29 protein-coding genes and 1 pseudogene are annotated in these 25,288 nt (G+C 64.3%); 18 read left to right on the top strand and 12 right to left on the bottom strand.

Annotated elements, in window-relative coordinates; all coding sequences use genetic code 11:
* The first annotated feature begins 16 nt into the window (after positions 1–16).
* The 4 genes from kynA to EAV90_RS06400 all read left to right on the top strand — a co-directional run bounded on the left by kynA (position 17) and on the right by EAV90_RS06400 (position 3,505).
* Positions 17–856 (top strand): tryptophan 2,3-dioxygenase, encoded by an 840-nt coding sequence (kynA, locus tag EAV90_RS06415; RefSeq protein ID WP_129142904.1) that lies wholly within the window; start codon positions 17–19, stop codon positions 854–856.
* A gap of 8 nt (positions 857–864) precedes the next feature.
* Positions 865–2,067 (top strand): kynureninase, encoded by a 1,203-nt coding sequence (gene kynU, locus EAV90_RS06410; RefSeq protein ID WP_129142903.1) that lies wholly within the window; start codon positions 865–867, stop codon positions 2,065–2,067.
* A 281-nt stretch (positions 2,068–2,348) separates the two neighbouring features.
* A complete protein-coding gene (locus tag EAV90_RS06405; protein ID WP_122403516.1) occupies positions 2,349–2,747 on the top strand; it encodes a PaaI family thioesterase in 399 nt (132 codons plus the stop codon).
* A 152-nt stretch (positions 2,748–2,899) separates the two neighbouring features.
* Positions 2,900–3,505 (top strand): GNAT family N-acetyltransferase, encoded by a 606-nt coding sequence (locus EAV90_RS06400; RefSeq protein ID WP_122403515.1) that lies wholly within the window; start codon positions 2,900–2,902, stop codon positions 3,503–3,505.
* Between the two features lie 91 nt (positions 3,506–3,596).
* Here EAV90_RS06400 and EAV90_RS06395 read toward each other — a convergent pair whose 3' ends face one another.
* From EAV90_RS06395 to EAV90_RS06380, 4 genes are all read right to left on the bottom strand, one after another.
* Positions 3,597–3,902, bottom strand: coding sequence for a hypothetical protein (locus tag EAV90_RS06395; RefSeq protein ID WP_122403514.1), 306 nt, complete (start codon positions 3,900–3,902; stop codon positions 3,597–3,599).
* A 95-nt stretch (positions 3,903–3,997) separates the two neighbouring features.
* Positions 3,998–4,684, bottom strand: a complete 687-nt coding sequence (locus tag EAV90_RS06390) for a DUF2161 domain-containing phosphodiesterase (RefSeq protein WP_122403513.1) — start codon at positions 4,682–4,684, stop codon at positions 3,998–4,000.
* Positions 4,685–4,777: 93 nt separating this feature from the next.
* Entirely contained in the window at positions 4,778–5,458 is a 681-nt protein-coding gene (locus tag EAV90_RS06385; protein ID WP_129142902.1) for an SDR family oxidoreductase, read from the bottom strand.
* A 23-nt stretch (positions 5,459–5,481) separates the two neighbouring features.
* Entirely contained in the window at positions 5,482–6,225 is a 744-nt protein-coding gene (locus tag EAV90_RS06380; protein WP_129142901.1) for a tyrosine-protein phosphatase, read from the bottom strand.
* A 71-nt stretch (positions 6,226–6,296) separates the two neighbouring features.
* Between EAV90_RS06380 and EAV90_RS06375 the strand changes: the two genes are divergently transcribed.
* Positions 6,297–6,608 carry an MliC family protein gene (locus EAV90_RS06375; RefSeq protein ID WP_129142945.1) on the top strand — a complete coding sequence of 104 codons (312 nt, stop codon included), beginning with the start codon at positions 6,297–6,299 and terminating at the stop codon, positions 6,606–6,608.
* A gap of 113 nt (positions 6,609–6,721) precedes the next feature.
* Here the strand turns inward: EAV90_RS06375 and EAV90_RS06370 are convergent, their stop codons facing one another.
* Positions 6,722–6,925, bottom strand: coding sequence for a DUF2735 domain-containing protein (locus EAV90_RS06370; RefSeq protein ID WP_122403510.1), 204 nt, complete (start codon positions 6,923–6,925; stop codon positions 6,722–6,724).
* A 534-nt stretch (positions 6,926–7,459) separates the two neighbouring features.
* On the opposite strand from EAV90_RS06370, the gene EAV90_RS06360 reads away from it, so the two are divergent.
* The 8 genes from EAV90_RS06360 (at position 7,460) to EAV90_RS06325 (ending at position 14,606) form a co-directional block, all read left to right on the top strand.
* Positions 7,460–8,494: a glutamine synthetase beta-grasp domain-containing protein gene (locus EAV90_RS06360; RefSeq protein ID WP_122403509.1), complete on the top strand. Its 1,035-nt coding sequence runs from the start codon at positions 7,460–7,462 to the stop codon at positions 8,492–8,494.
* Positions 8,495–8,689: 195 nt separating this feature from the next.
* Positions 8,690–9,391 carry a GrlR family regulatory protein gene (locus EAV90_RS06355; protein WP_122406703.1) on the top strand — a complete coding sequence of 234 codons (702 nt, stop codon included), beginning with the start codon at positions 8,690–8,692 and terminating at the stop codon, positions 9,389–9,391.
* Positions 9,392–9,409: 18 nt separating this feature from the next.
* The gene (locus tag EAV90_RS06350; protein WP_122403508.1) at positions 9,410–10,093 is read left to right on the top strand and encodes a substrate-binding domain-containing protein; all 684 of its coding nucleotides are present in this window, start codon (positions 9,410–9,412) and stop codon (positions 10,091–10,093) included.
* 32 nt (positions 10,094–10,125) lie between these two features.
* The gene (locus EAV90_RS06345; RefSeq protein WP_164936806.1) at positions 10,126–10,947 is read left to right on the top strand and encodes a tetratricopeptide repeat protein; all 822 of its coding nucleotides are present in this window, start codon (positions 10,126–10,128) and stop codon (positions 10,945–10,947) included.
* 101 nt (positions 10,948–11,048) lie between these two features.
* Positions 11,049–11,198 (top strand): hypothetical protein, encoded by a 150-nt coding sequence (locus tag EAV90_RS06340; protein ID WP_007609497.1) that lies wholly within the window; start codon positions 11,049–11,051, stop codon positions 11,196–11,198.
* Between the two features lie 254 nt (positions 11,199–11,452).
* Positions 11,453–12,157 carry a GrlR family regulatory protein gene (locus tag EAV90_RS06335; RefSeq protein WP_129142899.1) on the top strand — a complete coding sequence of 235 codons (705 nt, stop codon included), beginning with the start codon at positions 11,453–11,455 and terminating at the stop codon, positions 12,155–12,157.
* Between the two features lie 20 nt (positions 12,158–12,177).
* Positions 12,178–12,720, top strand: a complete 543-nt coding sequence (locus EAV90_RS06330) for a 2'-5' RNA ligase family protein (RefSeq protein WP_129142898.1) — start codon at positions 12,178–12,180, stop codon at positions 12,718–12,720.
* Between the two features lie 263 nt (positions 12,721–12,983).
* Positions 12,984–14,606, top strand: coding sequence for an ABC-F family ATP-binding cassette domain-containing protein (locus tag EAV90_RS06325; protein ID WP_129142897.1), 1,623 nt, complete (start codon positions 12,984–12,986; stop codon positions 14,604–14,606).
* A 258-nt stretch (positions 14,607–14,864) separates the two neighbouring features.
* Here EAV90_RS06325 and EAV90_RS06320 read toward each other — a convergent pair whose 3' ends face one another.
* Complete coding sequence (locus tag EAV90_RS06320; protein WP_122403502.1) at positions 14,865–15,113, bottom strand: hypothetical protein; 249 nt, start codon at positions 15,111–15,113, stop codon at positions 14,865–14,867.
* Between the two features lie 201 nt (positions 15,114–15,314).
* Here EAV90_RS06320 and EAV90_RS06315 point away from each other — a divergent pair, with 201 nt between their 5' ends.
* The gene (locus tag EAV90_RS06315) at positions 15,315–15,779 is read left to right on the top strand and encodes a cupin domain-containing protein (RefSeq protein WP_122403500.1); all 465 of its coding nucleotides are present in this window, start codon (positions 15,315–15,317) and stop codon (positions 15,777–15,779) included.
* A gap of 5 nt (positions 15,780–15,784) precedes the next feature.
* On the opposite strand, the gene EAV90_RS06310 is transcribed toward EAV90_RS06315, so the two are convergent.
* On the bottom strand, positions 15,785–16,747 hold the full coding sequence (locus EAV90_RS06310) for an alpha/beta hydrolase (RefSeq protein WP_122403499.1): 963 nt from the start codon (positions 16,745–16,747) through the stop codon (positions 15,785–15,787).
* Between the two features lie 118 nt (positions 16,748–16,865).
* On the opposite strand from EAV90_RS06310, the gene EAV90_RS06305 reads away from it, so the two are divergent.
* On the top strand, positions 16,866–17,543 hold the full coding sequence (locus EAV90_RS06305) for a nitroreductase (protein ID WP_129142896.1): 678 nt from the start codon (positions 16,866–16,868) through the stop codon (positions 17,541–17,543).
* 134 nt (positions 17,544–17,677) lie between these two features.
* On the top strand, positions 17,678–17,881 hold the full coding sequence (locus EAV90_RS06300) for a hypothetical protein (protein WP_122403498.1): 204 nt from the start codon (positions 17,678–17,680) through the stop codon (positions 17,879–17,881).
* 81 nt (positions 17,882–17,962) lie between these two features.
* Here the strand turns inward: EAV90_RS06300 and EAV90_RS06295 are convergent, their stop codons facing one another.
* The 3 genes and pseudogenes from EAV90_RS06295 to EAV90_RS06285 form a co-directional block, all read right to left on the bottom strand.
* Positions 17,963–19,084: an HD-GYP domain-containing protein gene (locus tag EAV90_RS06295; RefSeq protein ID WP_129142895.1), complete on the bottom strand. Its 1,122-nt coding sequence runs from the start codon at positions 19,082–19,084 to the stop codon at positions 17,963–17,965.
* Between the two features lie 35 nt (positions 19,085–19,119).
* Positions 19,120–19,443 (bottom strand): annotated as a pseudogene (locus tag EAV90_RS06290) (PilZ domain-containing protein).
* Complete coding sequence (locus EAV90_RS06285; protein ID WP_129142894.1) at positions 19,440–20,546, bottom strand: DUF2336 domain-containing protein; 1,107 nt, start codon at positions 20,544–20,546, stop codon at positions 19,440–19,442. Before EAV90_RS06285 ends, EAV90_RS06290 begins: the two are co-directional and overlap by 4 nt.
* 288 nt (positions 20,547–20,834) lie before the next feature.
* Between EAV90_RS06285 and EAV90_RS06280 the strand changes: the two genes are divergently transcribed.
* Entirely contained in the window at positions 20,835–21,782 is a 948-nt protein-coding gene (locus tag EAV90_RS06280; RefSeq protein WP_129142893.1) for an AraC family transcriptional regulator, read from the top strand.
* Between the two features lie 50 nt (positions 21,783–21,832).
* The gene (locus tag EAV90_RS06275; RefSeq protein ID WP_129142892.1) at positions 21,833–22,423 is read left to right on the top strand and encodes an NADPH-dependent FMN reductase; all 591 of its coding nucleotides are present in this window, start codon (positions 21,833–21,835) and stop codon (positions 22,421–22,423) included.
* A gap of 122 nt (positions 22,424–22,545) precedes the next feature.
* On the opposite strand, the gene EAV90_RS06270 is transcribed toward EAV90_RS06275, so the two are convergent.
* Both EAV90_RS06270 and EAV90_RS06265 read right to left on the bottom strand, forming a co-directional pair.
* The gene (locus EAV90_RS06270) at positions 22,546–24,627 is read right to left on the bottom strand and encodes a methyl-accepting chemotaxis protein (RefSeq protein WP_129142891.1); all 2,082 of its coding nucleotides are present in this window, start codon (positions 24,625–24,627) and stop codon (positions 22,546–22,548) included.
* A 94-nt stretch (positions 24,628–24,721) separates the two neighbouring features.
* Positions 24,722–25,162 (bottom strand): DUF1810 domain-containing protein, encoded by a 441-nt coding sequence (locus tag EAV90_RS06265; protein ID WP_129142890.1) that lies wholly within the window; start codon positions 25,160–25,162, stop codon positions 24,722–24,724.
* Between the last annotated feature and the right edge of the window lie 126 nt (positions 25,163–25,288).

Here is a 25,288-nt window from a genome sequence, read left to right as displayed (position 1 = left end):
ATCGAAAGGACCTGTCATGACGTCCAGCGATTACGATCCTACCAGCGAAGGCGCCGAGACCGATTTCGCCCGGCGTATGTCCTATGGCGACTACTTGGCGCTGGATGCGATTCTTGGCGCGCAGCATCCGCTGTCGGAAGCGCATGACGAGATGCTGTTCATCATCCAGCATCAGACTACGGAGCTGTGGATGCGGCTCGCCATCCACGAGCTCAGCGCCGCGCGCCGTGCGATCTCACGTGATGAGGTGCAGCCCGCGATGAAGATGCTGGCGCGGATGTCGCGGATCTTCGAGCAGCTCAACAACGCCTGGGACGTGCTGCGCACCATGACGCCCAGCGAATATACCCGTTTCCGCTCGCAGCTTGGGCAATCCTCGGGCTTCCAGTCGCGCCAATACCGGCTGATCGAATTTCTGCTCGGCAATCGTAACCACGCCATGCTGAAGCCGCATGCGCACGATGCGGAGACGACGAAGCTGCTCGAAGCCGAACTCGCCACGCCAAGCCTCTATGACGAGGTGCTGCGGCTCGCCGACCGCAATGGACTGAAAATGCCGCCAGCGGTGCTGGCGCGCGACGTCCGTGAGACCCACAGCTTCAACGAAGGCGTGCTGCAGGCCTGGCGTATCGTCTACGAGGCGCCGGAGACGCACTGGATGCTCTACGAACTGGCCGAGAAGCTGGTCGATTTCGAGGACTATTTCCGCCGCTGGCGCTTCAATCATGTGACCACGGTCGAGCGCGTCATCGGTTTCAAGCGCGGCACCGGCGGCACTGGCGGGGTCAGCTATCTCAAGCGCATGCTGGAGGTCGAGCTGTTTCCCGAACTCTGGCGCGTGCGTACGATTCTGTAGGGCTGTCCATGACCAGGCTTCGCGTCTATGACGACACCAAGGCACTGTTCCATTTGCCTGACGGAATGATCTATCTCGACGGCAACTCGCTTGGTGCGCTGCCGCTGGGCGTTGCCGAGCGGGTCAATCGCGTGATCACCGAAGAGTGGGGCAACGAGCTGATCCGCGCCTGGAACACCGCAGGCTGGTATGTCCAGCCACGCCACGTCGGCGATCGTATCGCACGGTTGATCGGTGCTGCAGCCGGCTCGGTGATGGTCGGAGACACGCTGTCCCTGAAGGTCTATCAGGCACTCGCCGCCGCGCTCGACATGACCCCATCCCGCAAGATCGTCCTGTCGGACACCGGCAACTTCCCGACCGACCTCTACATGGCCGAGGGCCTGATCACGACGCTCGGGCGCGGCCATCAATTGCGCTTGGTGGCGCCGGAGGAGATCGAGGCCGCGCTGTCGGAAGAGATCGCGGTGCTCTACATTACCGAGGTGGATTACCGCACCGGCCGCCGCCACGACATGGGGAAGCTGACCGCGAAAGCGCATGCGCTCGGCATCGTCACGGTCTGGGATCTCGCCCATTCCGCCGGCGCGCTGCCAGTTGATCTTTCCGGCTGCGGCGCCGATTTCGCCGCCGGCTGCACCTACAAATATCTCAACGCCGGTCCCGGCGCGCCCGCCTTCCTCTATGTCGCGCCGCGCCATGCCGACAGCGCGCGTGCCGCTCTGTCCGGCTGGATGGGCCACGCAAAACCGTTTGCGTTCGATCTCGCCTATGCGGCGGCCGGCGGCGTCGAGCGCATGCGCGTCGGCACCCCGCCGGTGTTGGCGATGGCGGCGCTGGAGGCCTCCCTCGACATCTGGGACAGGGTCGACATCCAGGAGGTTCGCGCGCGCTCGCTGGCGCTCGGTGACCTCCTGATCGGCGAGATCGAGCGACGTTGCCCGTCCTTGAAGCTGGCGACGCCGCGCGCGCATGGGCAGCGTGGCTCCCAGGTCTCCTTCGCCTTCGATGACGGCTACGCCGCCATGCAGGCGCTGATTGCCCGCGGCGTCATCGGCGATTTCCGCGCGCCCGACATCATGAGGTTTGGGATCACGCCGCTGTACATTGGCGAGAGCGAGATCGTGCGGGCGGCGGAGATCATCGAGGAGGTGATCGCGGGCGGGGTGTGGCGCCGGCCGGAATATCAGGTCGTGAACGCGGTGACGTGAGGAAAATCTCGTGCCCCGGACGCAGCGCTTCTTAGCGGTGCGCTGCAGAGCCGGGGCCCACGCGGCACCGAAATCCGTCGCGAGATGGTCCCGGCTCTGCGCAGCAACGCCATTAGCGCGTTTACGAGCGGCTTCGACGCGCTATGGCGTTGCAGCGCGTTCGGGAACACGAGGGTATTGGCGCTGAGTGCCGATATCACGAGTACCATTACCTCGGACGTCATTGCTTTACGGTGCGAAGCAATTCACGCTGAGACAACAAGCAATTGGGAGAAGATCCGATGACGCCGCTCGAGAAACTCAAAGCGATGAAGATGCCGTTCGCCGAGCTCAAGGGCGTCGAGTTCATAGAGGCCGAGAAGGACCGCGTGGTGGCGCGGATGACGGTCCGGCCCGATCTCTGCACACTTCATCACACCATCCATGGCGGGGCGGTGATGGCGCTGGCCGATTCCGTCGGCGCGGCAGCGACCGTGATCAATCTCCCCGAGGACGCCAAAGGCACCACCACGCTGGAGAGCAAGACCAATTTCATCGGTGGGGCCAAGGAGGGAACCACAATCATTGCCACGACCACCCCGGTCCATCGTGGCCGGCGGACCCAGATCTGGACCACCCGGCTGGAGACGGAGGACGGCAAGCTGGTCGCCGTGGTGACACAGACGCAGCTGGTGCTGTAAGCCTACGAGACTTTGATTTTATTAACGAATTGGTCGCTTTCGCTGCCTCGAAGTTGGGCAGGTTTCCGTCTTGAAAATCATGGTGCGATGCACAATATAGGGGACCTAGGGATTCGAACGCCTCCTCGAGGGACACCAAGAGGAGTTTTGACGTGGTACTTGAAGAGACCGTCCGCACCGCCCCGGGCTATGTGCGAACCCTAATCCAGCAGGAAGAATTGCCGCTTCTGCGCGATCACCTGCTCAGACTCGATGCCGGCAGCCGGCACGACCGTTTCAACGGCTTTCTCGACGACAGCTTCATCGAGCGTTACGCCGCCCGCTGCGCCGAGGACGGCACCGTGATCGTTGCCTATATCGTCGATGGCGTGGTGCGCGGCGCGGCCGAACTGCATCCGCCGGAAGACGATTCGCTACCCGAAGTCGCCTTCAGCGTCGAAGCCTCCACGCGCCGCCAAGGCGTCGGCACCGTGCTGTTCCGCCGGCTGATCGCGGAGGCGCGCTGGAAAGGCTACAAGCAGTTGCGCATCACGACGGGCGCCGAAAATCACGCGATGCGGGCGCTCGCCCGGAAGTTCGGGGCACATCTGGCTTTCCGGCACGGCGAATCGACCGGTACGATCGACCTCGCCAAGACGCCTGAGGCCGAGCTCGCTGATCTCGCGGCTTCGCCCTTCATGGCCGGGCGCGCTCTTCTCAGCTTCAACAGCACTTGCTGGAAGCTGATCTCAAGCATGTACGGCAATCGTGCCGCGTAGCCTAATCACGGACGGGAATCAAAAAGCGGACCGGTAAAACCGGTCCGCTTTCGTATTTCCGGGTCGAAAGATGAAGGCTAAAGATGAAGGCTTACGTGCCGGTGCGCTTGTCAATGCCGAAACGGCGGACCACGCGACGCTCGACCACGACGGAGCGCTGCGCGCCCTGTTCACCGGCGATCACCCGCGTGGCCGTGAGGCGGCTGTTGGCGCGGGCTTGCTTCTTCACCTCGGCCTGCACGATGTCGAGCGGCATCCCCATCAAGGCGGCGGCGATCTCCGCCTGCTGCGCCTGGTCGTCGGTGATGCCGACAGCGGCGAAGATCGCCTCGTCCAGGGTGGGCGGATCGTGGCGCACGCGCCGCGTGCCATATTTGGTATTCCAGTCTGCGCTCATAACGGCCTCGTTTTGATGCCGGGATACCTAGTGCCGCGAATGTTGCATTGCAATATGTAATTGGTGTGGCAGCTCAGCTATGCACCGGTCGGGTGTCATGGCGGTGACGCAGCACCTGCGCCGACCTCCACCCGCTGCTGGGGCCAGCGTTTCAGGGCAGCGTGTCCAGCTTCGGTGAGCCGGTAGATTCCCCGCTCAGCGCGTTCAAACCAGCCATACACATTGTTAAGCAAAATCTTGCCGGCATCGGGACAACGGACGCGCAGCTCGCGTACAGGCCGCGGACCTGTCGCGAGCTCTGATGCGCAGGCCAGCGCCTGCTGCCGATAGGCCGTCATGATTGGTGCGCGGGTGCTGCCGCCGGGCACCGGATCGCCCTGCCGGCGCTGATGCTCGGCGACGAGTCGCGAGCGCACTTTCGGCTCGCGGCGCGGCGCTGCGGTTGGCGGCTTCACCAGCACCTCGACCTGGCCGCGGTCGGTCACCCCGAGCATGCCGAAGCCGAGGCGGCGGCAGAGATTGCGATAGCGTGCGTCGCTCTCGCGTCCCTTGCCGCGCGCTGACATCTTCGCCGCGATCCAGACCTCGTCGCCGGCCGGTGCGCGATCGACCGCCTGCAGGATCAGCTCGAGATTGAAGGCGAGCTTGAGCTCGCCGATCACCACGATGGGCGGATCGTCGGCACTGAGGCCGACGAGATCGCAGCCGCCGACTTCGCCCTTGACCGTGAAGCCGAGCTCTTCGAGGAAGCGTTTGACGGGGAGATAGAGCGCGGTTTCCACGGGTGGTCCGATCGAAGAATCAGTTGCGCGCAGTCTAGAGCCTTCTCGGCTCCGATTGAATCCGAGGCGCCCCGACGTTTCGGCCTAAAGGCGCTACACCCGGCCGCCGACCGGGATCAGCGCGCCGGTGATGCCGCTGGCGGCCTCGCTGGCGAGGAACAGGATCACCTCTGCGAGCTCCTGCGGTGTCACCCATTTGGAAAAGTCCGCCTTTGGCATGTCGGCGCGGTTGGCCTTGGTGTCGATGATCGAAGGCAGCACGGCGTTGACCGTGATCTTACCTTTCCATTCGTGGGCGAGCGCTTCGGTGAGGCGATGAACGCCGGCTTTCGACGCGGCATAGGGGCCCATGCCGCTGCCGGCCTGGAGCGCGCCTATCGCGCCGATATTGATGATGCGGCCAGCCTTGGACGAGAGGAGGTGCGGCAGCGCCGCGCGCGAGGTGTTGAGCGCGGTCAGGACATTCAACGCATGCATGCGCTGCCACGTCGCGATGTCGCCGTCGCCGACGGTCTCGAAGGCGAAGCCGCCGGCGATGTTGATCAGCGCGTCGAGCCGGCCGAAATGCTTCGCCGCCGCATCTATCGCCGTCTTCGCCTGCGCCGGGTCGGACAGATCGACGCCGCCTATCGCGATGCTTTCAGGCTTCGCGGGACTCTGCGAAAGCGCGTGATCGACGCCGGCAACGCGCGCGCCGCGCGCCTGTGCCGTCTCCGCAACCACCCTGCCAAGCGCGCCGAATGCGCCGGTCACGATCAGGACCTTGTCTTGCATCATCGTTCTCCCGGCGCCGTAGCCTATGATTGCAGATAGCGCGCCTTCAATGCGGTTCGCTCGGCCGTGCCGAGCTTCAGCCCGTCGCGCAGATAAGTTTCGAGGTCGCCATATTCGCTATCGATCGCCTCGAAAGCGGCCGCCAGGTACGAGGCCTCGACGCTGCCGATCGCGTCGAGAACATCGGCCGGAAGATCAGAGGCGTTTGACGCGTCACGCTTGTAGTGCCGGTTGGTCAAGAGGTAGTCCTCGGCAATGACATCGTCGCGCACGCCCAGCGCATGCAGGATCAGCGCGCTGGCAAAGCCGGTGCGGTCCTTGCCCGCAGTGCAGTGGATCACGAGCGGCGCGCGGTCTTCCAGCAGATGGCCGAACAGCGCACGAAAACTGTGCGTATTGTGGCGGACATAGTTGCGATAGGACTCGCGCATGAGCTCGAGCGCGACCGGTGCGGTCAACGTGCCCCGGGCGAGTTCAGCGCGTAGCGCGGCCACGACGGTCGGTTCGACCGGCAGCGAATGCACCGTGATCTCGTTCACGACGCAGATGCCGGCCGCGCGCTCCTCCAGCCCACGGAAATCGAATGCGCTGCGGACGCCCAGCGCGCGGACGATCTCGACATCGGCAGCGGTGAGCTGCCCGAGATGATTGGAGCGGAAGATGTGGCGCCAGCGCGTGGTGCGGCCGTCAGTCGTCGGATAACCGCCGAGATCGCGAAAATTGCTGGCGCCTTGCAGGGCGAGATGGCGGGCAGGGGAGTCTGACATGGGATCGGCTTGGGTTATGGTTCCACTGGATGCACGGTTGGCGTCCTTGGGGTCTATTACAGGGGGCGATCATGGACCGGCACAAGGCCATTGTTTTGGCGATCACCATGCTGGCGGTCGGAAGCATCGACGCGCGGCAGGCTGATGCGCAGACATTCCGGACCTACCGCTGCGCCGATGGTACTCAGTTCATCGTTGGTTTTTATGATGGCGACAAGCGCGCCTTTCTTCAGATCGATGGCGAGCCTGTCACGCTCGCCAAGCGGCTGGCAGTCTCTGGCGCGCGCTATTCGGGGGCGGGGATCACGCTGATCATCGGGAAGGCCGGCGCCACCACGATCAAGCATCTGAAGCGGCCGGTCACGGCCTGCGCGGTGATCTGAACGGCGTGGCTCGCGAAAGAATCAAAAAGGGCCGAAACAACGTTGTTTCGGCCCTTTTCGAACTGCCGCCGGGCGGTTGAGAGAGCGCTGCGGTTTCAAACCGGTTACAGGCATCAGCGATCCCATTTCGGCTTGGCTTCGTCGACCGCATCCTGGTGATACCAGCTGTCGCTGCAGATCGAGACGTTCGAGGGCAGCGGGCCGTGATCGGTGGAAAGGCGGGTCTCGTCGTAGCGGCGTCCGCCGAGAGCCGCACGGCCGCCGACGGGGAATTGGTAGATCTTCGCAGATCCGTGACTCAGACCATTGTTCATCATTGCGATTTCTCCTTGGTCGAAGCGCCTTGGCCTCCATGGTGCGCCCGACTCGTTCGATTGTGGTTACTGGAATCCCATATCGGCCGCGCTTCCCGGATTGGGAAGTGCTAAAAAGGAAATCAGTTTCCGCCTAATTTGTAGGCACGCACCTACCTGCACCCCCCAAGGCACCGCGTGAGTGGCTAACGCCCGGGCCATTCCAAAGGTTGCTAGGGACGGGCCAATGGCTTTGCGAAAATTGCCGGACGTTGATGCGCGTTTGATCGGCAGCATTCGGCTAGCGTCAGCCTGCTCCAGAATCAGGCGTTTTCCGCAGGGTTTTTGCAGTGCACCTTCACGCAATGGTGCGCCGCTATGACGCATGCCGCTGTGGACGGCCGGCCGGCCGCGAGGCGAGGCCCGCGGCCGTGGAAAACCCTCCGCGCTGCGGCCTTTTGGCACGCAAAATGCTTGGGAAGGGCCGGCCGATGATGGCCGGGTACAAACGTGCGGGGCTCTCAACCCCACCTTTCGCATCATCAACAGAGAGGCTCAATGACCAAGTACAAGCTCGAGTACATCTGGCTCGACGGATATACGCCGACTCCGAATTTGCGCGGCAAAACTCAAATCAAGGAATTCGCGTCGTTCCCGACGCTCGAGCAGCTTCCGCTCTGGGGGTTCGATGGCTCCTCCACCCAGCAGGCCGAAGGCCACAGCTCCGATTGCGTGCTGAAGCCGGTCGCGGTGTTCCCGGACGGTGCGCGCACCAACGGCGTGCTGGTGATGTGCGAAGTCATGATGCCCGACGGCAAGACCCCGCATCCGTCCAACAAGCGCGCCACCATTCTCGACGACGCCGGCGCCTGGTTCGGCTTCGAGCAGGAATACTTCTTCTACAAGGACGGCCGCCCGCTCGGCTTCCCCGAGGCCGGCTATCCGGCGCCGCAGGGCCCGTACTACACCGGCGTCGGCTACAAGAACGTCGGCGACGTCGCCCGCAAGATCGTCGAGGAGCATCTCGACCTCTGCCTCGCTGCCGGCATCAACCATGAAGGCATCAACGCGGAAGTCGCCAAGGGCCAGTGGGAATTCCAGATCTTCGGCAAGGGCTCCAAGACCGCTGCCGACCAGATGTGGATGGCCCGCTACCTGATGCTGCGCCTCACCGAGAAGTACGGCATCGACATCGAATTCCACTGCAAGCCGCTCGGCGACACCGACTGGAACGGCTCGGGCATGCACGCCAACTTCTCGACCGCCTATATGCGCGAAGTCGGCGGCAAGGAGTATTTCGAGGCGCTGATGGCTGCCTTCGAGAAGAACCTGATGGATCACATCGCCGTCTACGGCCCGGACAACGATAAGCGTCTGACCGGCAAGCACGAGACCGCGCCGTGGAACAAGTTCAGCTACGGCGTGGCCGACCGCGGCGCTTCGATCCGCGTTCCGCACTCCTTCGTCAACAACGGCTACAAGGGCTATCTGGAAGACCGCCGTCCGAACTCGCAGGGCGACCCCTACCAGATCGCCTCGCAGATCCTGAAGACGATCGCGTCCGTGCCGACCGATAAGAAGGCCGCGGCCTAAGATCCTCCCGGCCCGGGCCGGGGGGCTGGCCCGGGTTGGCGTTCAATCCGCCGGAGCGAAGGCTCCGGCGGATTTTTTGCATTTGGATGAAGGCCGTTGCCGTCCGTGCCGACCTCGGCTTTGCGAAACTTGTCCATTGCCGCCGAAAGCAGGATAGAGTGGCCCTGGATGCGCGCAGGGCCGGGGATACGCCTGGTGTTTGAAGGCTTCTACAAGGTGAGATTTCAACTCGGCGATGCCGTCGGCCGGGGCGTGATGCATGCCGGCGATGGCAAGATGCTCGGCGGCAATTCGGCCTTCGCCCATATCGGCACCTACGACAAGACCGACAGCGGGGTCGACGTCGTGATCAAGACCGTCCGTCACAACCCCGATCCGAACTACCGCGCCATGGCCGGCACCGACGATGCGACATTGATCGCGAGGGGCTGGGCTGACGGCGATCTCTATCGCTTCAAGGGCGAGCTCAAGGAGCTGCCCGGCGTGCCCTTTCAGTCGGTGATGACGCCGATCACCGACGAGGAGGTGCCGATCGGCGACGGCGTTGGCGAAGCAGGCATCGCCGACGGTCTCTATTCGATCCGTCTGCGGATGCTCGACGGCATCGACGGCGGACTCACGGGCGTGATGCTGCTCAACCAGGGGCGCATCCTCGGCGGCGATGCATCGTTCTACTATCTCGGCAGCTACACCGCGGCGAAGGGCCGCTGGAAGGGCCAGATTCTCAACCAGGAGCATACGCCGGCCAAGGACGATCCGATCTTCGGCGGTCACGAGGTCGGCATCGGCTTCTCCGGCAGCTATGACAGCGAACAGGCGGTGCTGGAAGCAACGGCGCTGGTCGGCAGACGCAGCCTGCGCCTGACCGCCGCCCTCAAGCTGCTGCATCGCGCCTGATCACGCCAGGAACTGCTCATGGACAATGTCCGCATGCTCTCGACGCTCGGCCTGATGGGCGCGATGCGCAGCCTGTCCTCCACCTTCGAGGCCAACAGCGGCATCCATGTCGATGCCGACTTCGCGCCGACCCTGGCGCTGCTCAAGCGCTTGCGCGACGGTGAAGCCGCCGATCTCGTCATCCTCACCCGCGAAGGGCTCGACGAGATGATCGGCGAGGGGCGCGTGGTTGCCGCGAGCGCGGCCGATCTGGCGCGCTCCTTCGTCGGCATCGCCGTGCGGGCAGGGCAGGCGCATCCCGACATCGCCAACGAAGCCGCGCTGCGTCAGACGTTGCTCGCCGCGCGCTCAGTCGCCTATTCGCGGCTCGGTGCGAGCGGCGTGTACTTCGCCCAGCTGATCGTTCGGATGGGCATCGCCGCCGAGGTCAATGCCAAGGCGACCATCGTCGAGCAGGGTTTTACGGCGGAGCGGCTCGTGACCGGCGAGGCGGAGCTCGCCGTGCAGCAGATCAGCGAGCTGAAGCAGGTCGGCGGCATCGAGGTGGTCGGTCCGATTCCGCGCGCGCTGCAGACGCCCGCCGTGTTCTCGGCCGGCCGCATGGCGAACGCGAAACATGCCGACGCCGCGGATCGGCTGCTGCGCCATCTGACATCGCCAGAGGTCGCCCCCGTCCTGCGCCAGTCGGGACTTGAGCCTTGAATTCGCCGAGGCGAAGACGCAACGTGACGACCATGCGGACTTACCTCCTTGCCATGCTCTTCGCGCTCGCCGCGCCCCTGACCGCGCAGGCGCAATCGGCCGATCTCGTCCTGTGCGACCGGGTCGCCGCCGATCCCAGCGACCCCGACAAGCCGGCGGACGTGAAAGGCGTCACGGAGATCGCTCCCTCCGACATCGCGACCGCGATCAAGTTCTGCAAGCAGGCCGCGCCATCCTCGCGGCGCGCGATGTTCGCGCTCGGCCGCGCTCATGCAGCCAACCGGCAGACGGCGGAGGCGATCGCCGCCTGGCGCAAGGCCGCCGATAAGGGATCGAGCGCGGCCATGGTCGAGCTCGGCGTCGCCTATGGCACCGGCTCCGGCGTTGCGAAGGACGAAGCGCAAGCGCGAAAGCTGTTCGAGAAGGCGGCGCAGGCCGGCAACCCCCGCGGCGTCAGCAATCTCGCCGCGCTCGGCGGCGCAGGTGGCGCCGCGCCGGCCGATCCCGCGCAGGCCCGCGCGCTGCTCGGCAAGGCTGCCGAGACCAACGCGGAAGCGCAGTACCAGCTCGGCCTGATGCTGTCCGAAGGCGCGGGCGGTGCCAAGGACGACGTTGCGGCCCGTGCGCTGTTCGAAAAGGCAGCGGCACAAAATCATCCCGGCGCGCTGGAGCGGATGGGGGCCTTCGCGGAAGGCGGCCGCGGTGGTCCGAAGGACAAGGACGCCGCAAAAGCCTATTACGAGCGCGCCGCCGCGCTCGGCGACGAGGACGCCAAGAAGGCGCTGGAACGCATTCGCTGCCCCTACGCGATCAAGGACAAGCAGGGCAGGCTCGTCACCACGTTGTGCTTCTGAGCGCCGCCGCGATTGCGCGGCGCTTTGCGAACAGAGCCACGATTTGACGGAACCTGGCCCGCGCGTACGCCGTTGACATCCAGACAAAACGGAGCGCGATCATGATCCGCAAACTGGCATCGGGCGAATACCGCCTCTATTCACGCAAGGTGAATCCGAAGACCGGCAAGCGCCGTAACCTCGGCACTTTCAAGAGCCGTGCGGCCGCCGAGAAGCACGAGCGCGAGGTGCAGTATTTCAAGCGTCACTGACGCCTGAAGGGCTTTTCCCGCGAGCCGGACATAAAAGTCGAAAAACAACCCCATGCACAGTAGCCAAGTCATTGAAATCCCGCGTCTGCTGATTTTACGAAATCCGTTTTTGACCCGTCGGGCAAAACAGGGGTATGTTGACATCATGGCGGCGAGCGTCCCGAGAGCGGGCCTGCGCGGAAAAGCCGGTGGCTTCAGTGCGGCGACGATGCTAGGTAGCCCGCCATTGTTTTCCGATTTTGCGGGTTCAGGACGTGCTGGACGGGCTCTACAAAGTTGAATACGGCGTCAACGATGCGTTCGGCCGCAGTATCATGTGCCTGCATGACGGCAAGATGCTCGGCGGCAATTCGGGCTTTGCGCATCTTGGCAGCTACGTGGAGCGCGATGGCGAGATCATCGCCGAGGTCATCACTGAGCGGCATAACCTGGACCCCAGCTACAAGCCGCTGATGGGCGCCGACGTCGCCTCGATCGGGGCGCGCGGCCGGCTGTACGGCAACCAGATCCGTCTCGAGGGCGGTGCGGATACCATGCCGGGCGCCAAGTTCTGGGCGAATCTCACGCGGCTCGACGACGAGGGGTTGCCTCCGAGCGGTACGGTCGGGCCGGGCGGCATCGCCAACGGGCTCTATGGGATGAGGCTGAACGCGCTCGATGGCATCGATGCCGGGCTGTCCGGCGTGATGCTGCTGATCGACGGGCGCATCCTCGGAGGCGATGCGTTTTTCTATTATCTCGGCGCCTATTCCTCGGCAGACGGCCGCTGGAAGGGCGAGATGCTGAACCAGGAGCACACGCCGGCGAAAGGGGAAAACCCCGTGTTCGGCGGCCTGGAGGTGGGCATCGGCTTCTCCGGGACCTGCACGGAAGACAGCGGCGAGCTCGAAGGCATCGCGCTCGCCGGCAAGCGCAGCCTGCGGCTGGCGGCCTCGCTCAAGCTGATGCGAAGGGCGTAGGCTCATGGAGCGACCAGCGTATGGCTTTGGCCATTAACATTCGATCCGATGATTCCTCCGCAGAGCGGATCGAGGCATTGTGGGATGAAGTCGCAACGTTTGAGAGCCAGCCTTCGATGAGGGCACTCAACTATCGGCCACATTTTACATTCGCCATCTATGATACGCCCGAGATTACTGCGAACACCGCGTGGGAGGCCATGCTCCGCGCGACAGCAGGCGAAGGGCAGCTATCAATCGAGTTCGGGCGAATATGTTGGTTTGCAGGTCCGCCGCTCGTGCTCTGGGCGGAGCCGAAAGTCGATGAAGCCCTGGCTCGATGGCACTCTTCGATCAGCGCTGCAATCGATCCAACCTTTTGCCGGCTCCACTATCGACCCGGAAACTGGAGACCTCATTGCACGCTCGGCACACAAATCGCTGATGGAAAGCGCAATGACGCGATCGCTTTCGCGCAGTCGTTCAACGAGAGCATTACCGTGCTGTTCGACGTGGTCGATTGCGTTGTTTTTCCGCCTGTGTGGGTGGTGGCAGAACGGCGGCTGCCGCTCCGCACTCCATGAGGTCAGATGCTGCGACTAAGGCTTCGGCGTGCGGCTGTTTGCTGTCCATCACCTCAAGAGCCGTGATGTCGACTTTCGGACAGCGAGCGGGCGAAGGTGATGCCCGTTGTTGAGCCAAATGGGACGCACCTTTTGTGCGTGGCATCCGCTTTGCAGGATCAGGGAACAGGATCGGCCGGGTGAAATCCGTACCCCGCCGGGCTTCCCCTCGCGCCCCGCATGCCCTATGACGCTGCAACGCAAAAATCCCCCAAAAAGACCTCATGATCCGCCTCGACAACGTCAGCAAGCAAGCCGGCCACCAGATCCTGTTCATTGAAGCTTCCGCGGCCCTCAACAAGGGGGAGAAGATCGGCCTGGTCGGGCCGAACGGCGCCGGCAAGACCACGCTGTTCCGCATGATCGCCGGCGAGGAACTGCCCGACGAGGGCCAGGTCTCGACCGATCGCGGCATCACCATCGGCTATTTCAACCAGGACGTCGGCGAGATGAGCGGCCGCAGCGCCGTGGCCGAGGTGATGAATGGCGCCGGACCCGTCAGCGAGGTCGCCGCCGAGCTGCGCGAGCTCGAGGCCGCGATGGCCGATCCTGACAAGGCCGACCGGATGGACGAGATCATCGCCCGCTACGGCGAGGTGCAGCACCGTTTCGAGGAGCTCGACGGCTACGCACTCGATGGCCGCGCGCGCGAGGCGCTGGCGGGCCTCGGCTTCAGCCAGGAGATGATGGACGGCGATGTCGGAAAACTCTCCGGCGGCTGGAAGATGCGCGTGGCGCTGGCGCGGATTCTCTTGATGCGCCCTGATGTCATGCTGCTCGACGAGCCGAGCAACCATCTCGACCTCGAAAGCCTGATCTGGCTGGAGAAGTTTTTGCACGATTACGAGGGCACGCTCTTGATGACCTCGCACGACCGCGAGTTCATCAACCGCGTGATTTCCAAGGTGATCGAGATCGATTCCGGCTCGCTCACCACCTACACCGGCAATTACGAGTTCTACGAGCAGCAGCGGGCGCAGAACGAGAAGCAGCAGCAGGCCCAGTTCGAGCGCCAGCAGGCCATGCTCGCCAAGGAGATCAAGTTCATCGAGCGCTTCAAGGCGCGCGCCTCGCACGCGGCCCAGGTGCAGAGCCGGGTGAAGAAGCTCGACAAGATCGAGCGGGTCGAGCCGCCGCGCCGCCGCCAGAGCGTCGTGTTCGACTTCCCGCCGGCGCCGCGCTCGGGCGAGGACGTCGTCGCGCTGAAGAACGTGCACAAGGGTTACGGCTCAAAGCGCATCTATGACGGGCTGGACTTCATGATCCGCCGTCGGGAGCGCTGGTGCGTGATGGGCATCAACGGCGCCGGCAAGTCGACGCTGCTCAAGCTCGTCGCCGGTGCGAGCGAGCCCGATGAAGGCACCGTGGCGCTCGGCGGCAGCGTCAAGATGGGCTATTTCGCCCAGCATGCGATGGACCTGCTCGACGGCGAGCGCACCGTGTTCCAGTCGCTGGAAGATGCGTTCCCGACCGCGGGGCAGGGCTCCTTGCGCGCGCTCGCCGGCTGCTTCGGCTTCTCCGGCGACGACGTCGAGAAGCGCTGCCGGGTGCTGTCGGGCGGCGAGAAGGCGCGCCTCGTCATGGCCAAGATGCTGTTCGACCCGCCGAACTTCTTGGTGCTGGACGAGCCGACCAACCATCTCGACCTCGCCACCAAGGAGATGCTGATCGCCGCGCTGTCGGATTTCGACGGCACCATGCTGTTCGTCTCGCACGACCGGCATTTCCTGGCGACACTGTCGAACCGCGTGCTGGAGCTGACGCCCGAGGGCATCCACCAATATGGCGGCGGCTACACGGAATATGTCGCGCGCACCGGGCAGGAGGCGCCGGGGCTGCGGTCGTAGCGATGGGCGTGTAGCCCAGATGGAGCGCAAGCGTAATCCGGGCTATAACCAAATCGAGATGTTTTCAATGAGCTCGCTCGTCTGAACTCTTTGACGCGCTGGTGCCGCTCCGCCGGGCCGGGGTCCATCTGTCGGAATGCACGTGGACGCATGCGCCGCGGCTGTGCAGCGCATCGCTACTGGGCGATGCTCTGCATCGCCAGGGAAGCGCTGCGGGCACGAGACCTTCTTTGGCGAGACCTTCTTTGGAATGGCGCCTTACGCGCTGGTCTCGCACTTCTTCATGAAGCTGCTCTTGGCGGCGCCGGCGAGCGGCTTGCCGTCGGAGCCGACGGCCTTGGTGGCGCAGGCATCCGCCTTGCACTTCTTCAAGAACGAGGTCTTGGCGGCGCCGGCTAGCGGCTTGCCATCCTTGCCGACGGCCTTGCTCTCGCAGGTCTCTTGCGCGAAGGCCGAGCCCGTCGCAAAGGCGGCAACGATCGCTGCGAGGAAAATCCGTTTCATCATGGATGTCTCCCTAAACCAGAAATGGCGGGGCGGATTGGAGCCGGGAATCGTGGCGCAATCAAGCAAGATCGGCGCCTGTCGTCCGTCCGCTTGCCTGTTTTTCGAGCGTGACGAGCCAATGTCCCGCCTGTTGCACCGCTCGCTGACCTGGCCGGACAATCCTGCTAGCCTCGACTCGGTCGAGATGAAGGGAGTTTCGTGATGGACGCCACGATCCCGAAGGGCGAACAAACCGCCGATCGGCATTCTCACTTGGTTCAGCCGCAAAACATGGACTGGCAGAAGACGCGCTTTCCAGGGTGCGAGGCCAAGACGCTGCTGTTCGATCGCAGCAGCGGTCTGATGACCGCCTTGATGCGCTTTGCGCCGGGCTCGGTGCTGCCCGATCACGAGCATGTCGGCATCGAGCAGAGCTACGTCATCGAGGGCACGCTCGTCGACAAGGAGGGGCCAGCCAAGGGCATCGCCTGCAAGGCGGGCGAGTTCATCTGGCGTGAGGCCGGCAGCCGGCACGCCGCCTGGTGTCCGGATGGAGCCTTGATCCTGGCGATCTTCCAGGTGCCGAACAAGTTCTTTGAAGCCGACGGCCGCGTGGTCGATGCCTCGGGTCAGGATTGGGACGAGACCTGGGGGCATACCGGCGCGCAGCGGGCGCGTCGCAGCTAGGGGGACTATACGCCCCGCGCGAGCAACGCCTTGAAGTCGGCCCGCGCGCGCTGCGCCTCGGCGCGCGCGACGTCGGAGGCGTCGCCCATGCCGAAATAGCCATGGATCAGGCCGGGTCCCTCATGGTGCTTGACGCGCACGCCGGCGGCCTCCAGCGCCCGCGCATAGGCCGCGCCCTCATCGCGCAAAGGGTCGAACCAGGCGGTGGTGACGATCGCCGGCGCGACACCCGCCAGTGAGGCCGCCCGCAACGGCGAGACGCGCCAGTCCGAAGCATGGCCGGGATCGGCGAGATAGTGGCCGCAGAACCATTCCATGGTTGCGCGGGTGAGGAAGTAACCCTCGGCATTCTCGGCGCGCGAGGGATAACGCGCGTTCTCGCGCGCGTCGGCGTAAGCGCCGACGACGTCGGTCACGGGATAGACCAGCAATTGCGCGGCGAGCCTGATGCCGGTATCGCGGCAGGCGATCGCCGTGGTCGCCGCGAGATTGCCGCCGGCGCTGTCGCCGGCGACGCCCACACGCTTTGCATCGCCGCCAAATTCCGCGACGCGGTCGAAAATGTCGCGGACCGCGGCGAAGGCGTCCTCGAACGCGCCGGGAAAGCGCGTCTCGGGTGGGCGGCGATAGTCGACGGAGACGACGACCGCCCCGGTCTCGATCGCGAGATTGCGCGCCTGCCGGTCGTGGGTTTCGAGATCGCCCGCAACCCAGCCGCCGCCATGGAAAAACACCACGGTCGGTGCCGGTGTGGTGCCGACCCGGTAGACTCGTGCGTCGAGCAGGCTGGCGCCGCCTTTCACCTTGATATCCTGCACGCTGTCGACAGGCGGGGCAGGGATGGCGGCGCGGGAGGCAGCCAGTGCGCGTAAGGAATCGCGGGCGCTCTGTGGCGTCATGACCGCGGGATCGCGCATCGGCATGAGCGGAATGATCTGGGCGATGACGGGATCGAGCGGTGCGGCCATGCGATTTCCTCACAGGGTTCTTGGTCTTGCTTGGCCGTTAGCATAGGTTTTGCGCGCCGCATCGGCAACCGGCGTCATGCCGTGATGCAGGCGGATGAATGGGCGGGAGGTTAGCAAGGTGGAATTCGAAAAGCTGGTCCAGTCGCGGCGCAGCGTGCGCGGCTTCAGGAGAGAGCCGGTGCCGCGCGCGGTGATCGAGGCGATCATCGAGAGCGCCAAGCGTGCGCCGTCCTCGATGAACACCCAGCCTTGGCATGTCCACGTGCTCACAGGTCATCCGCTGGAAGAGGTGCGCCGCCGCAACATGGAGGAGATGGCCGGCGGCGCCAAGGTCAAGCGCGACATCATCAGCCACGGCGAGTACCAGGGCGTGCACCGCACGCGGCAGGTCGACATCGCCAAGAAGCTGTTCGGCGCGATGGGGATCGCACGCGACGACAAGCCGATGCGCCAGGACTGGGTGCTGCGCGGCTTCCGCCAGTTCGACGCGCCGGTCTCGCTGGTCCTGACCTACGACCGCGTGCTCGATCCCGGCGCGGTGTGCCATTTCGATCTCGGAGCGCTCTGCTACGGCATCGTGCTCGCGGCGTGGGACCGCGGCCTGGGCTCCGTCATCAACGGGCAGGGCATCATGCGCTCCGACATCGTACGCGAGGTTGCAAAGATTCCGGAGGACGAGGTCATCATGACCTGCGTCGCGATGGGCTATCCCGACGACGGCTTTGCCGCGAACGCGGTTCGCTCGGACCGCGAGCACAACGACGAGTTCGTGCGTTACGTGGGTTTTGCCGATTAGTGGGACGCAGAGGAGATTATTCTCTGATGAAAATTTTTTTGGTGCGGTGTCGCGTGCGGCCTCTTGCAATCTCGAAGGTGCGGGAGGAACAATATGCGGACTGAGAGGTTTGTTGCTGGCGCGAGGGAATTGACATGCGGCGGCTGGCTAGCCTGGTTCGGCGGTTCTTCGGTCCGCGACTGCGGCACAAGATCGATGATGATCCAAGTCTTCCTTTCACCCCTGAAGAGTTCGGCCGGCTGATTCGCAGCGGCCGGCACGAGGACATGAAGCTGCTGGCCGACGGGCTGGCCTGCCGGTCGATCCCGCAACGCGCCAGCTATCGCGCTACTCATTAGCGCGATAAGGTCAGGTTCGGAAAACCGCTGCACAGTTTCCGGATCATGCCCTCGGCCGCGTTCGAGACGAGGCTGCCGCGCTCACCGCGTGAGCGCGACCGGCTTGAACGAGCGGACAAGCGCCTTTTCCAGCTTCCCATTCATCCCGCACAGGATGTTGTAGGCCTCGGCGCGCGGCATCGTGGGCTTGTAGTGCCGGTGCTCGATCAGCGCTGCGAAGATGTCCGAGATCGTTAGAATCCGTACGATGTCGCCAATGCTCTCGCCGCAGAGCGCATCGGGATAGCCGCTCCCGTCGAGATACTCGTGATGATGGCGAACGGCATCGAGGATCTCCGGCGAGATCCCGTGATGGTCCTTGAGAAACTCGTATCCGGCGCTCGGATGCGTCTCGATCTGCGCGCGTTCCGCGGCATCAAGGCGGCCCGGCTTGTCGAGGATGGCGAGCGGAATCCGCGCCTTGCCAATGTCGTGGAACATGGCTGCCGAGTACAGACGTTCCAGGTCGGCTCTGCCGACGCCGAGGCTCAGTCCGAAGTCGACGGTAATGCCGGTCACGAGCAGGCAATGCTGATAGGTTCCTTCGTGATGGCGCCGCACCGTCATGAGCCACTCCGTCAGGCCATGCTGGGTGATGTGATCGGCGATCTGGCGACCGGCTTCCTTTGTGCCGTCGACGTCAAGTGGCTGGCCCAGGGTCACAGCCGTGAACATCGATGCGATAGTGGTCGCCGCGGTCTCGACGGCCCTGTCCGATTGCGGCGTGTCGCCTGACGAAGCAGACGCGCCGTCGGCCGGGTCGGTCAGTGCGGCCAGCAGCCTGGTCCGGCCGACCGTGCTGGGAAGGACCAGTGTCGCCCCGAGCGCGTAGGCCTGCGAAATACAGACATGAGAGGCGTGCTCGAGCAGGAAAATCCGCTTCCTGGCCTTCGCCAGCTTGCCGGCGCGCTTCTTGATGGCGGCGATATTGTCGAGGTCGCGCAGCTCTGCGCGGATGACGATCGCGGCCGGCGTCTGCGACAGCTTGGAATCGGCATCGAGTCGTTCGCCCGCAACGGTGAATTTGTCCTCGAGAATCGAGCAGACGCCTGCGAGCTTGTCGGACGTGTCGGCCAGCACATGCAGGAAGGGACGAGCCGTCCCTGCCTCTCGGATGCCGCCGTCACCATTGACGTAGCCGGATCTGGTTCGCACGTGCTGCACGGCCTGACTCAAGACAGTGGGTGGATCGTTCGAATCTACTTGCTCTGAACCGGATTCTGCGCAGGCGGAGCAGCGGGTTTCTTCCTGCCGCCAACGGTGATGAAATGGATGCCGGCCGTGGTGCCGTCGATCCAGACCAGTTCGCAGCGCCGTTAGGCGAGGCCGGTCGACGACAGCAGCATGAAGAACTCCTTGGCCCGGAGCACGTCGAGCGTGCCCTCGACCTCGACCTTGGCGCCGCTTTGTGACACGTCCAGCAGGACGCAACTGCGCCGCCAGGTCCCGTCCGAACCCATGAGATTGACCGGCCGCCTGTGGTCCATTTTCACGCGAACGGCTTTGCGACCGCTGAATTTCATCGGCTACTCCCCATGCTTACGCCGCGATTTCCCCGGCTGCTCTCCTTGGCGTTTGCGGCAATGTCCCCCCAACGCACCGTCCACTGGCTGGTCGACAGAAGCAGCGTCTCGAAAATGTGCTGCGCGCGTTCGCGCTCGGCGAAGGAAACCCTTTTGCCGGAGCGGTTGCTCAGGATGGCGAACGTGGTCTGCCAGTTCAGCCGCGAGGCACGGCAGGCCATGACCAGACCCTCGCAATCGTCGTCGGTCATGACATGCTCGATGATCTCGATGGGAGTCCCCGAAAGCACCGATAGCGCCGTAACGAGGTTGGCGGTCTCGCCGCGGATGGCGAAGCGGTTTACCGTGGAATCGTTGAGCTTGCCGATGCGGTTGAGCGCGACGATCTCCGGCCGCGCGCGTGCATAGGCGGCCGAGCAGGGCAGCTTGGGGGCGATCGGCGCTGCCGTTGCGGCTTGAAGCGAGACGGTGGACTTCTCCATGCCGGATTTCGGACCCGCCGAGGCCGACAGCAATTTCCGCGTGACTGCGTCGGGTGTGTTCGGCCTGAGCGCCAGCGCCTTCGTAAGTTCATCATCCGTCAGGCACCTCTCGACGAGCGCAACGTAGGCGGCATCAGAGAAGCGTGCCTCCGTATTGCCGATCAGCGTAATACAGACGCTGCGGGCGCCGCGCTCGATCAGCGTCTCGATCACCTTTGGATCGATAGGCGCGCGGGCGGCGATCGCACATTGCTGCCGTTCGCCGGTCGCGGCAGCGATCGACTTGAGATCGGCAGCGGACAGTGACTGCGATCTGAGCAAGACAGGGCACGCCACCTCCGGATCGTGGTGTGAGGCAAGGCGTCGAACGGTCTTCGGCGGAGCCACCTTGAGCTCCGCGAGTATCATGCTGAGATCGATCAGCGCACTTGCCTCAACCCGTTCCGTTAATCGCAGCAGAACGCCGTCGGTCACGTCGGCGAGCAATTCCTGAGGCCGCTCGCGGCTGCTGGTGAGCAGCTGCAAGATCCCGGAGAGGATGCGAGTGCAGCGGTCCAGCGGACACGTTGCGACTGCGTCTTCTAACTCGACCAAAATATCGGCAGGCGGATTTGCCATCATGGCAGGAGCCTGAATTGAAGAAATTTGCCTTGTACAACGTCTGTTATTGCGCCTTAAATCCGTTAATTTTTAATTTTGAGAATTAAATGCCGGGGGTATTACTGCACCGCCGATTTTCGGGAAATGCTATCGAAATTTGGCGGGACATGATGTCCCGGCCTGTCTTTTCAATTTAGACTCATCTTCAATTGACCAGCACAGTTTGATTTTTTCGGTACAACGGAAAACGGGGGGAAGCGGCACGCGGCCGGACGCACATCAAACACGACGCTGCGTTTTCTTATTGCTATGAACAGCATTGATGACGTGCCCGGGGTGGCACTCAAGACATTTCGCTTTTCAGATGCCGACGAATTTCGAAACGCCATACGCGGGTTGAATTTCGAATTCACGCCTCTTGTGCCGAAGATTTCGGCCGAGCAGACGATCCTTTCGTTACCCGGCTGCGACGTGAATTTGACCCGCGCGTTTCCGCGGGTGGTTGACGCACAGCTCGTCGCGAATTGCACGGCGATCGGCTTCACGATGGACGACCTCAACGTACCCATTCGCTTCAACGGCTCCCGATGTGCACGACCGGTCGTGGTCATTGGCAGCGGCGGCGCGGCCTACACCACCATCGAGGAGGTGCAGAGGCAAATCGCCTCGGTGGTTTTCAGGCCGGAGGTGAGGGATCGTGGCTGGCCGCAGACGCTCTCGAGTTTCAAGATTTTTGAAATCTCCGGGGCCGGCTTGCACCGGCTGCGCAGCGTGGTTCGCGAGGTTCTGGCCGAGGCGTCCGGCGCGGTCGAGGCACCGGAGCTCTTGTCGAAGGGCGCGGCGATGAAGGAGTCCCTGCTCGGAGCCGTCGACGAGGTCTTCGAAAGCGTCGTGTCGGCCCGCTGGACCCTGAGGCCCAACGACGCACGGAATTTCAGGATGTTTCAGGATATTCGCGCGCTGCTCTCCGACGACCTGTCGCAGCCGATTTACAGCGACGAGATCGCGCGCCGGCTCGGCCTGTCCGTTCGCACCATGCACGACGTCGTTCGCCGCTATCGCGGCATGAGCCTGCACCGCTACTTGCGTCTGCGCCGGCTGTGGCTGGTGCGCCGGCGGCTGCTCGCCGGGGCCGACAGCGTCAAGGCGGTCGCGCTGGCGTTTGGCTTCTGGCATCTCAGCGATTTCTCCAGGAGCTACCGCGACCAGTTCGGCGAGACGCCGTCGCAAACGCTGGCGCGCGGTCGCGGACGATAGTGCGACAAATCGAGTAGGGCCTGACGCCGGTTTCGTGCTACCGTCCCGCCATGAGCAATCGCATTCTCGTCCTCTACGGTTCCTACCGTTCCGACCGCATGGGCATTCGCCTTGCGAATTTCGTCATCAATCGGCTGCGCAGCCGCGGTGAGGAGGTCGAATTCATCGACGCCAAGGCCATCGGCCTGCCGATGCTCGACCGCATGTACAAGGAGTACCCGAAGGGCTCGGCGCCCGCTGAGCTGGAGAAGCTGGCGGGGCAGATCCGCGGCGCCGACGGATTCGTCTTCGTCACCGGCGAGTACAATTGGGGCATCCAGCCGGGCCTGAAGAACCTCACCGATCATTTCCTCGAGGAGTGGTTCTGGCGTCCGGCCGCGATCGTGAGCTATTCGGCCGGCCGACTGTCCGGCGCGCGCGCCGCGACGGCCTGGCACGGCACGCTCTCGGAGATGGGCATGGTGGTGGTGTCGAGCACCATCAGTGTCGGCCCGATCGCGCAGACATTGTCGGCCGACGCCGAACCGATCGGCGACGACGGCAAGGCCCTGGAGCGCTCGTTCCCGCGCTTTGCCGACGATTTGCTGTGGTGGATCGAGGCGGCGAAAGCACAGCGGGCGCGCAAGGCACCACCTTATTGATGTCCTTCGCGAAGACGGTGCCGTAACCCGGATGGAGCGCGCTGCGCAATCCGGGATCTCGGTGCATCAACGGCACCGTCCTGGATTGCGCGGTGCTCCATCTCGGCTACGAATCCGCGCTCTTACGCAGCCCGGACTTCGCCGAGGAAGCGGTCGAACTGGCCGGCGAGATCGCGCGACTGCGTCGAGAGCTGCTCGGCGGCGCCCAGCACCTCTCTCGCGGCGGCTCCCGTGTCGTCGGCGGCGCGTTGCACGCCGGAGATGTTGCTGTTGACCTCCTGGGTACCGCGGGCGGCCTCCTGGACGCTGCGGGCGATCTCCTTGGTGGCCGAGCCCTGTTCCTCGATCGCCGCGGCGATCGCGGTGCCGATCTGGTCGATCTCCGCGATGACGTCGGCGACGTTGCGGATCGCGGCCACGGTCTCGTCGCTCGCCGTCTGGATCGCGGTGATCTGCTCGGAGATCTCGGTCGTGGCCTTGGCGGTCTGGCCTGCCAGAGACTTGACTTCGGAGGCGACTACGGCAAAGCCGCGGCCGGCATCGCCGGCGCGGGCGGCTTCGATGGTCGCGTTCAGGGCGAGCAGGTTGGTCTGCTCGGCGATGCTCTGGATCAGCGTCACGACGTCGCCGATCTTCTGCGCGCCCTCGGCGAGGGCACGGGCGGTATCGCCGGTGCGGCGGGCGTTCTCGACGGCGCGGGCCGCGATCTCGGTGCTTTGAGCGACCTGACGACCAATCTCCGCGATCGAGGAGGTCAGCTCTTCGGTGGCGCTGGCGACGGTCTGCACGTTGGTCGAGGTCTGCTCGGAGGCGGCGGCGACCACGGCGGCCTGGCTGTTGGTCTGCGCCGCCGTCGACGTCATCGACTGCGCGGTGCTTTCCATGATCGCGGAGGCTCGGGACAGGCCGCCGACCAGCTCGGTGACCTTGGCCTCGAAAGCCCGGGTGAGGTCGTCGAGCGCCTGGGCACGGCGCATCTTGCCGTCGTTCTCGGCCTGCTTCTCGGCGGCGAGCCGGTTGGCCCGGATGATGTTGTCCTTGAACACCTGGACCGCCGCGGCCATCGCCCCGATCTCGTCGGAACGTTCCGCGCCGGGAATCTCTTCCGCGACTTCGCCATCGGCGAGCCGTGACATCAGCCTCGTCAGGGTCACGATCGGCGCGCAGACGCGGCGGCGAACCATCACGATGAGGCCGACGCTCGCGATCAGCACTGCGAGGAGGCCGGCGAGTGCGATCGTGAAGCTGGTGCGCGCGGCCGAGGAAGCCGCGGCGAGGATCTGCTCGGCATTGTCGTAGAAGGCATCGCGGACCTCGATGATGGTGCCGAGGCCGCGCTGCGTGGCGGCGTAATAAGTGTCCATGTCGTGCTCGTATTTGCCGCTGACAGCGCCGTCCTTCACCAGCTTGAGCTCGCGGCCGAACTCCTCGACATAGATCGAATTGAACTTCTCCAGCGCCGCGGCCACGTTGGCCGGTGTCGCCGGATTGCCGCGCAATTCCAGCAACGCCATCACGAGCTGATCGTTGCGACCCTGCGAGCGGCCGATCTCGGCCTTCTCGGCGTCGGTCGCCGGTTTCTTTCCTCCGACGAGATTCTTGTGCAGGCTGGAGTTGAAGCCGCCGACGTCGCGCAATGTCATGGCGGTGTTGGCGTAGCTGGCCTGCCGGTAGGCGTCGCCGTTCAGGATCGCCATGCGGCGGACCTGCTCGTTGAGCAGCGCGGTCACGCCGCTGTTGAGCACGGCGTTGTCGGCGACGATCTTCTTGGCGGCGTCCTTGCGCGCCTCGGCTGGCCCGGCGAGCGCCCTGTCGATGGCCTCGCGCAGTGCCGTGAACCTCGCATTGATGCCGTCGATGTTGCTGCCGATGGTGGTGCCGTCATCGAACGGGCCGGGCAGCTCCTTGCGCAGCGCGCTCATCTTGTCGCGGGCGCCGTCGGTCTGCTTGCGCAGCTTGTCCTGCTCGGCAAGCAGCGCGGGATCGATGGTCGCAGGCCCGTAGAGGATGTTGGTGGAAAAGCCGCGTTCGGGATTGAGATAACGTGGGATGTCGCTGACGGCGCGGACGATCGCGAGCCGGCCTTGCGCCTCGGAGATGCGCTCCATCGTCTGGTACTTCGTCACGGCGACATAAACCGCGAGGCCGCCGCCCACGGTCGACAGCGAGACGATGGCGGTGGTCAGGAGCGTACCGATTTTCATGGGCAATCCGGCATTGGCGCGGGAGGAGAATCATCTTGCCCAAAGAATAGGCAGCCGGTGTTAATCGCGGGTTTACGCTGCCGATCCCGTCAACTCAGCCGGACGTGTGGTTGAGCTTCGACAGGATCTCCAGCGTGGCGCTATCGCGCTCGCCTGCGAAATACCGGGCAATCGCCTGATCGAAGACGGGCTCGCCGGACACCGCGCCGAACAACGTCATCGACGAGCAGAATTTCGCGTCATCAGGCGCGCCGAGGATCGCATTGATGGTCCGGCCCTCGACCGCCAGAACGAGCTTCGTGCATTCGATCAGGCGCGCGCCGAGGACGGGGTGGGCGAGATAGGCCTCGGCCTCCGCGCGGGACCCGATGGCGTAGCGCTGCGACATGGTGCTGAAGCCGAGGCCAGCGACCTGCGGGAAGATGAACCACATCCAGTGGGTCTGCTTCCCGCCCCGGGCCAGCTCGCCCTGGACGTCGCGATAGACCGGGTCCTGGGCCCGGATAAAACGGTTGAGATCGAAGGGATCGGTCATTGGATACCTTAGGGGGGCTTGCCGGCCGCGATTATGCCTAACTTTTGGCTCCCAATGTGGTAGCTGGTATAGAGTCTCCGGGTGGGGGTTGGGTACCCCCGGGGGTCGATTTGGGGATCTGATGGT

Origin of the sequence: Bradyrhizobium vignae, assembly GCF_004114425.1 — a bacterium.
GTDB classification, from domain to species: domain Bacteria; phylum Pseudomonadota; class Alphaproteobacteria; order Rhizobiales; family Xanthobacteraceae; genus Bradyrhizobium; species Bradyrhizobium vignae.
The sequence above is the reverse complement of the archived record's forward strand: the minus strand, read 5'-3'. Positions and strand labels throughout refer to the sequence as shown.

What these genes read in the sequence shown, in the direction of transcription:
- EAV90_RS06405 (WP_122403516.1), top strand. Translation starts at nt 2,349, where the DNA reads ATGACGCCGCTCGAGAAACTCAAAGCGATGAAGATGCCGTTCGCCGAG.
- EAV90_RS06315 (WP_122403500.1), top strand. Translation starts at nt 15,315, where the DNA reads ATGGACGCCACGATCCCGAAGGGCGAACAAACCGCCGATCGGCATTCT.
- EAV90_RS06325 (WP_129142897.1), top strand. Translation starts at nt 12,984, where the DNA reads ATGATCCGCCTCGACAACGTCAGCAAGCAAGCCGGCCACCAGATCCTG.
- EAV90_RS06330 (WP_129142898.1), top strand. Translation starts at nt 12,178, where the DNA reads ATGGCTTTGGCCATTAACATTCGATCCGATGATTCCTCCGCAGAGCGG.
- EAV90_RS06285 (WP_129142894.1), bottom strand. Translation starts at nt 20,546, where the DNA reads ATGATGGCAAATCCGCCTGCCGATATTTTGGTCGAGTTAGAAGACGCA.
- EAV90_RS06375 (WP_129142945.1), top strand. Translation starts at nt 6,297, where the DNA reads ATGGACCGGCACAAGGCCATTGTTTTGGCGATCACCATGCTGGCGGTC.
- EAV90_RS06310 (WP_122403499.1), bottom strand. Translation starts at nt 16,747, where the DNA reads ATGGCCGCACCGCTCGATCCCGTCATCGCCCAGATCATTCCGCTCATG.
- EAV90_RS06350 (WP_122403508.1), top strand. Translation starts at nt 9,410, where the DNA reads ATGGACAATGTCCGCATGCTCTCGACGCTCGGCCTGATGGGCGCGATG.
- EAV90_RS06360 (WP_122403509.1), top strand. Translation starts at nt 7,460, where the DNA reads ATGACCAAGTACAAGCTCGAGTACATCTGGCTCGACGGATATACGCCG.
- EAV90_RS06265 (WP_129142890.1), bottom strand. Translation starts at nt 25,162, where the DNA reads ATGACCGATCCCTTCGATCTCAACCGTTTTATCCGGGCCCAGGACCCG.
- EAV90_RS06280 (WP_129142893.1), top strand. Translation starts at nt 20,835, where the DNA reads ATGAACAGCATTGATGACGTGCCCGGGGTGGCACTCAAGACATTTCGC.
- EAV90_RS06370 (WP_122403510.1), bottom strand. Translation starts at nt 6,925, where the DNA reads ATGATGAACAATGGTCTGAGTCACGGATCTGCGAAGATCTACCAATTC.
- EAV90_RS06395 (WP_122403514.1), bottom strand. Translation starts at nt 3,902, where the DNA reads ATGAGCGCAGACTGGAATACCAAATATGGCACGCGGCGCGTGCGCCAC.
- EAV90_RS06340 (WP_007609497.1), top strand. Translation starts at nt 11,049, where the DNA reads ATGATCCGCAAACTGGCATCGGGCGAATACCGCCTCTATTCACGCAAG.
- EAV90_RS06275 (WP_129142892.1), top strand. Translation starts at nt 21,833, where the DNA reads ATGAGCAATCGCATTCTCGTCCTCTACGGTTCCTACCGTTCCGACCGC.
- kynU (WP_129142903.1), top strand. Translation starts at nt 865, where the DNA reads ATGACCAGGCTTCGCGTCTATGACGACACCAAGGCACTGTTCCATTTG.
- EAV90_RS06300 (WP_122403498.1), top strand. Translation starts at nt 17,678, where the DNA reads ATGCGGCGGCTGGCTAGCCTGGTTCGGCGGTTCTTCGGTCCGCGACTG.
- EAV90_RS06270 (WP_129142891.1), bottom strand. Translation starts at nt 24,627, where the DNA reads ATGAAAATCGGTACGCTCCTGACCACCGCCATCGTCTCGCTGTCGACC.
- kynA (WP_129142904.1), top strand. Translation starts at nt 17, where the DNA reads ATGACGTCCAGCGATTACGATCCTACCAGCGAAGGCGCCGAGACCGAT.
- EAV90_RS06345 (WP_164936806.1), top strand. Translation starts at nt 10,126, where the DNA reads ATGCGGACTTACCTCCTTGCCATGCTCTTCGCGCTCGCCGCGCCCCTG.
- EAV90_RS06385 (WP_129142902.1), bottom strand. Translation starts at nt 5,458, where the DNA reads ATGCAAGACAAGGTCCTGATCGTGACCGGCGCATTCGGCGCGCTTGGC.
- EAV90_RS06320 (WP_122403502.1), bottom strand. Translation starts at nt 15,113, where the DNA reads ATGATGAAACGGATTTTCCTCGCAGCGATCGTTGCCGCCTTTGCGACG.
- EAV90_RS06380 (WP_129142901.1), bottom strand. Translation starts at nt 6,225, where the DNA reads ATGTCAGACTCCCCTGCCCGCCATCTCGCCCTGCAAGGCGCCAGCAAT.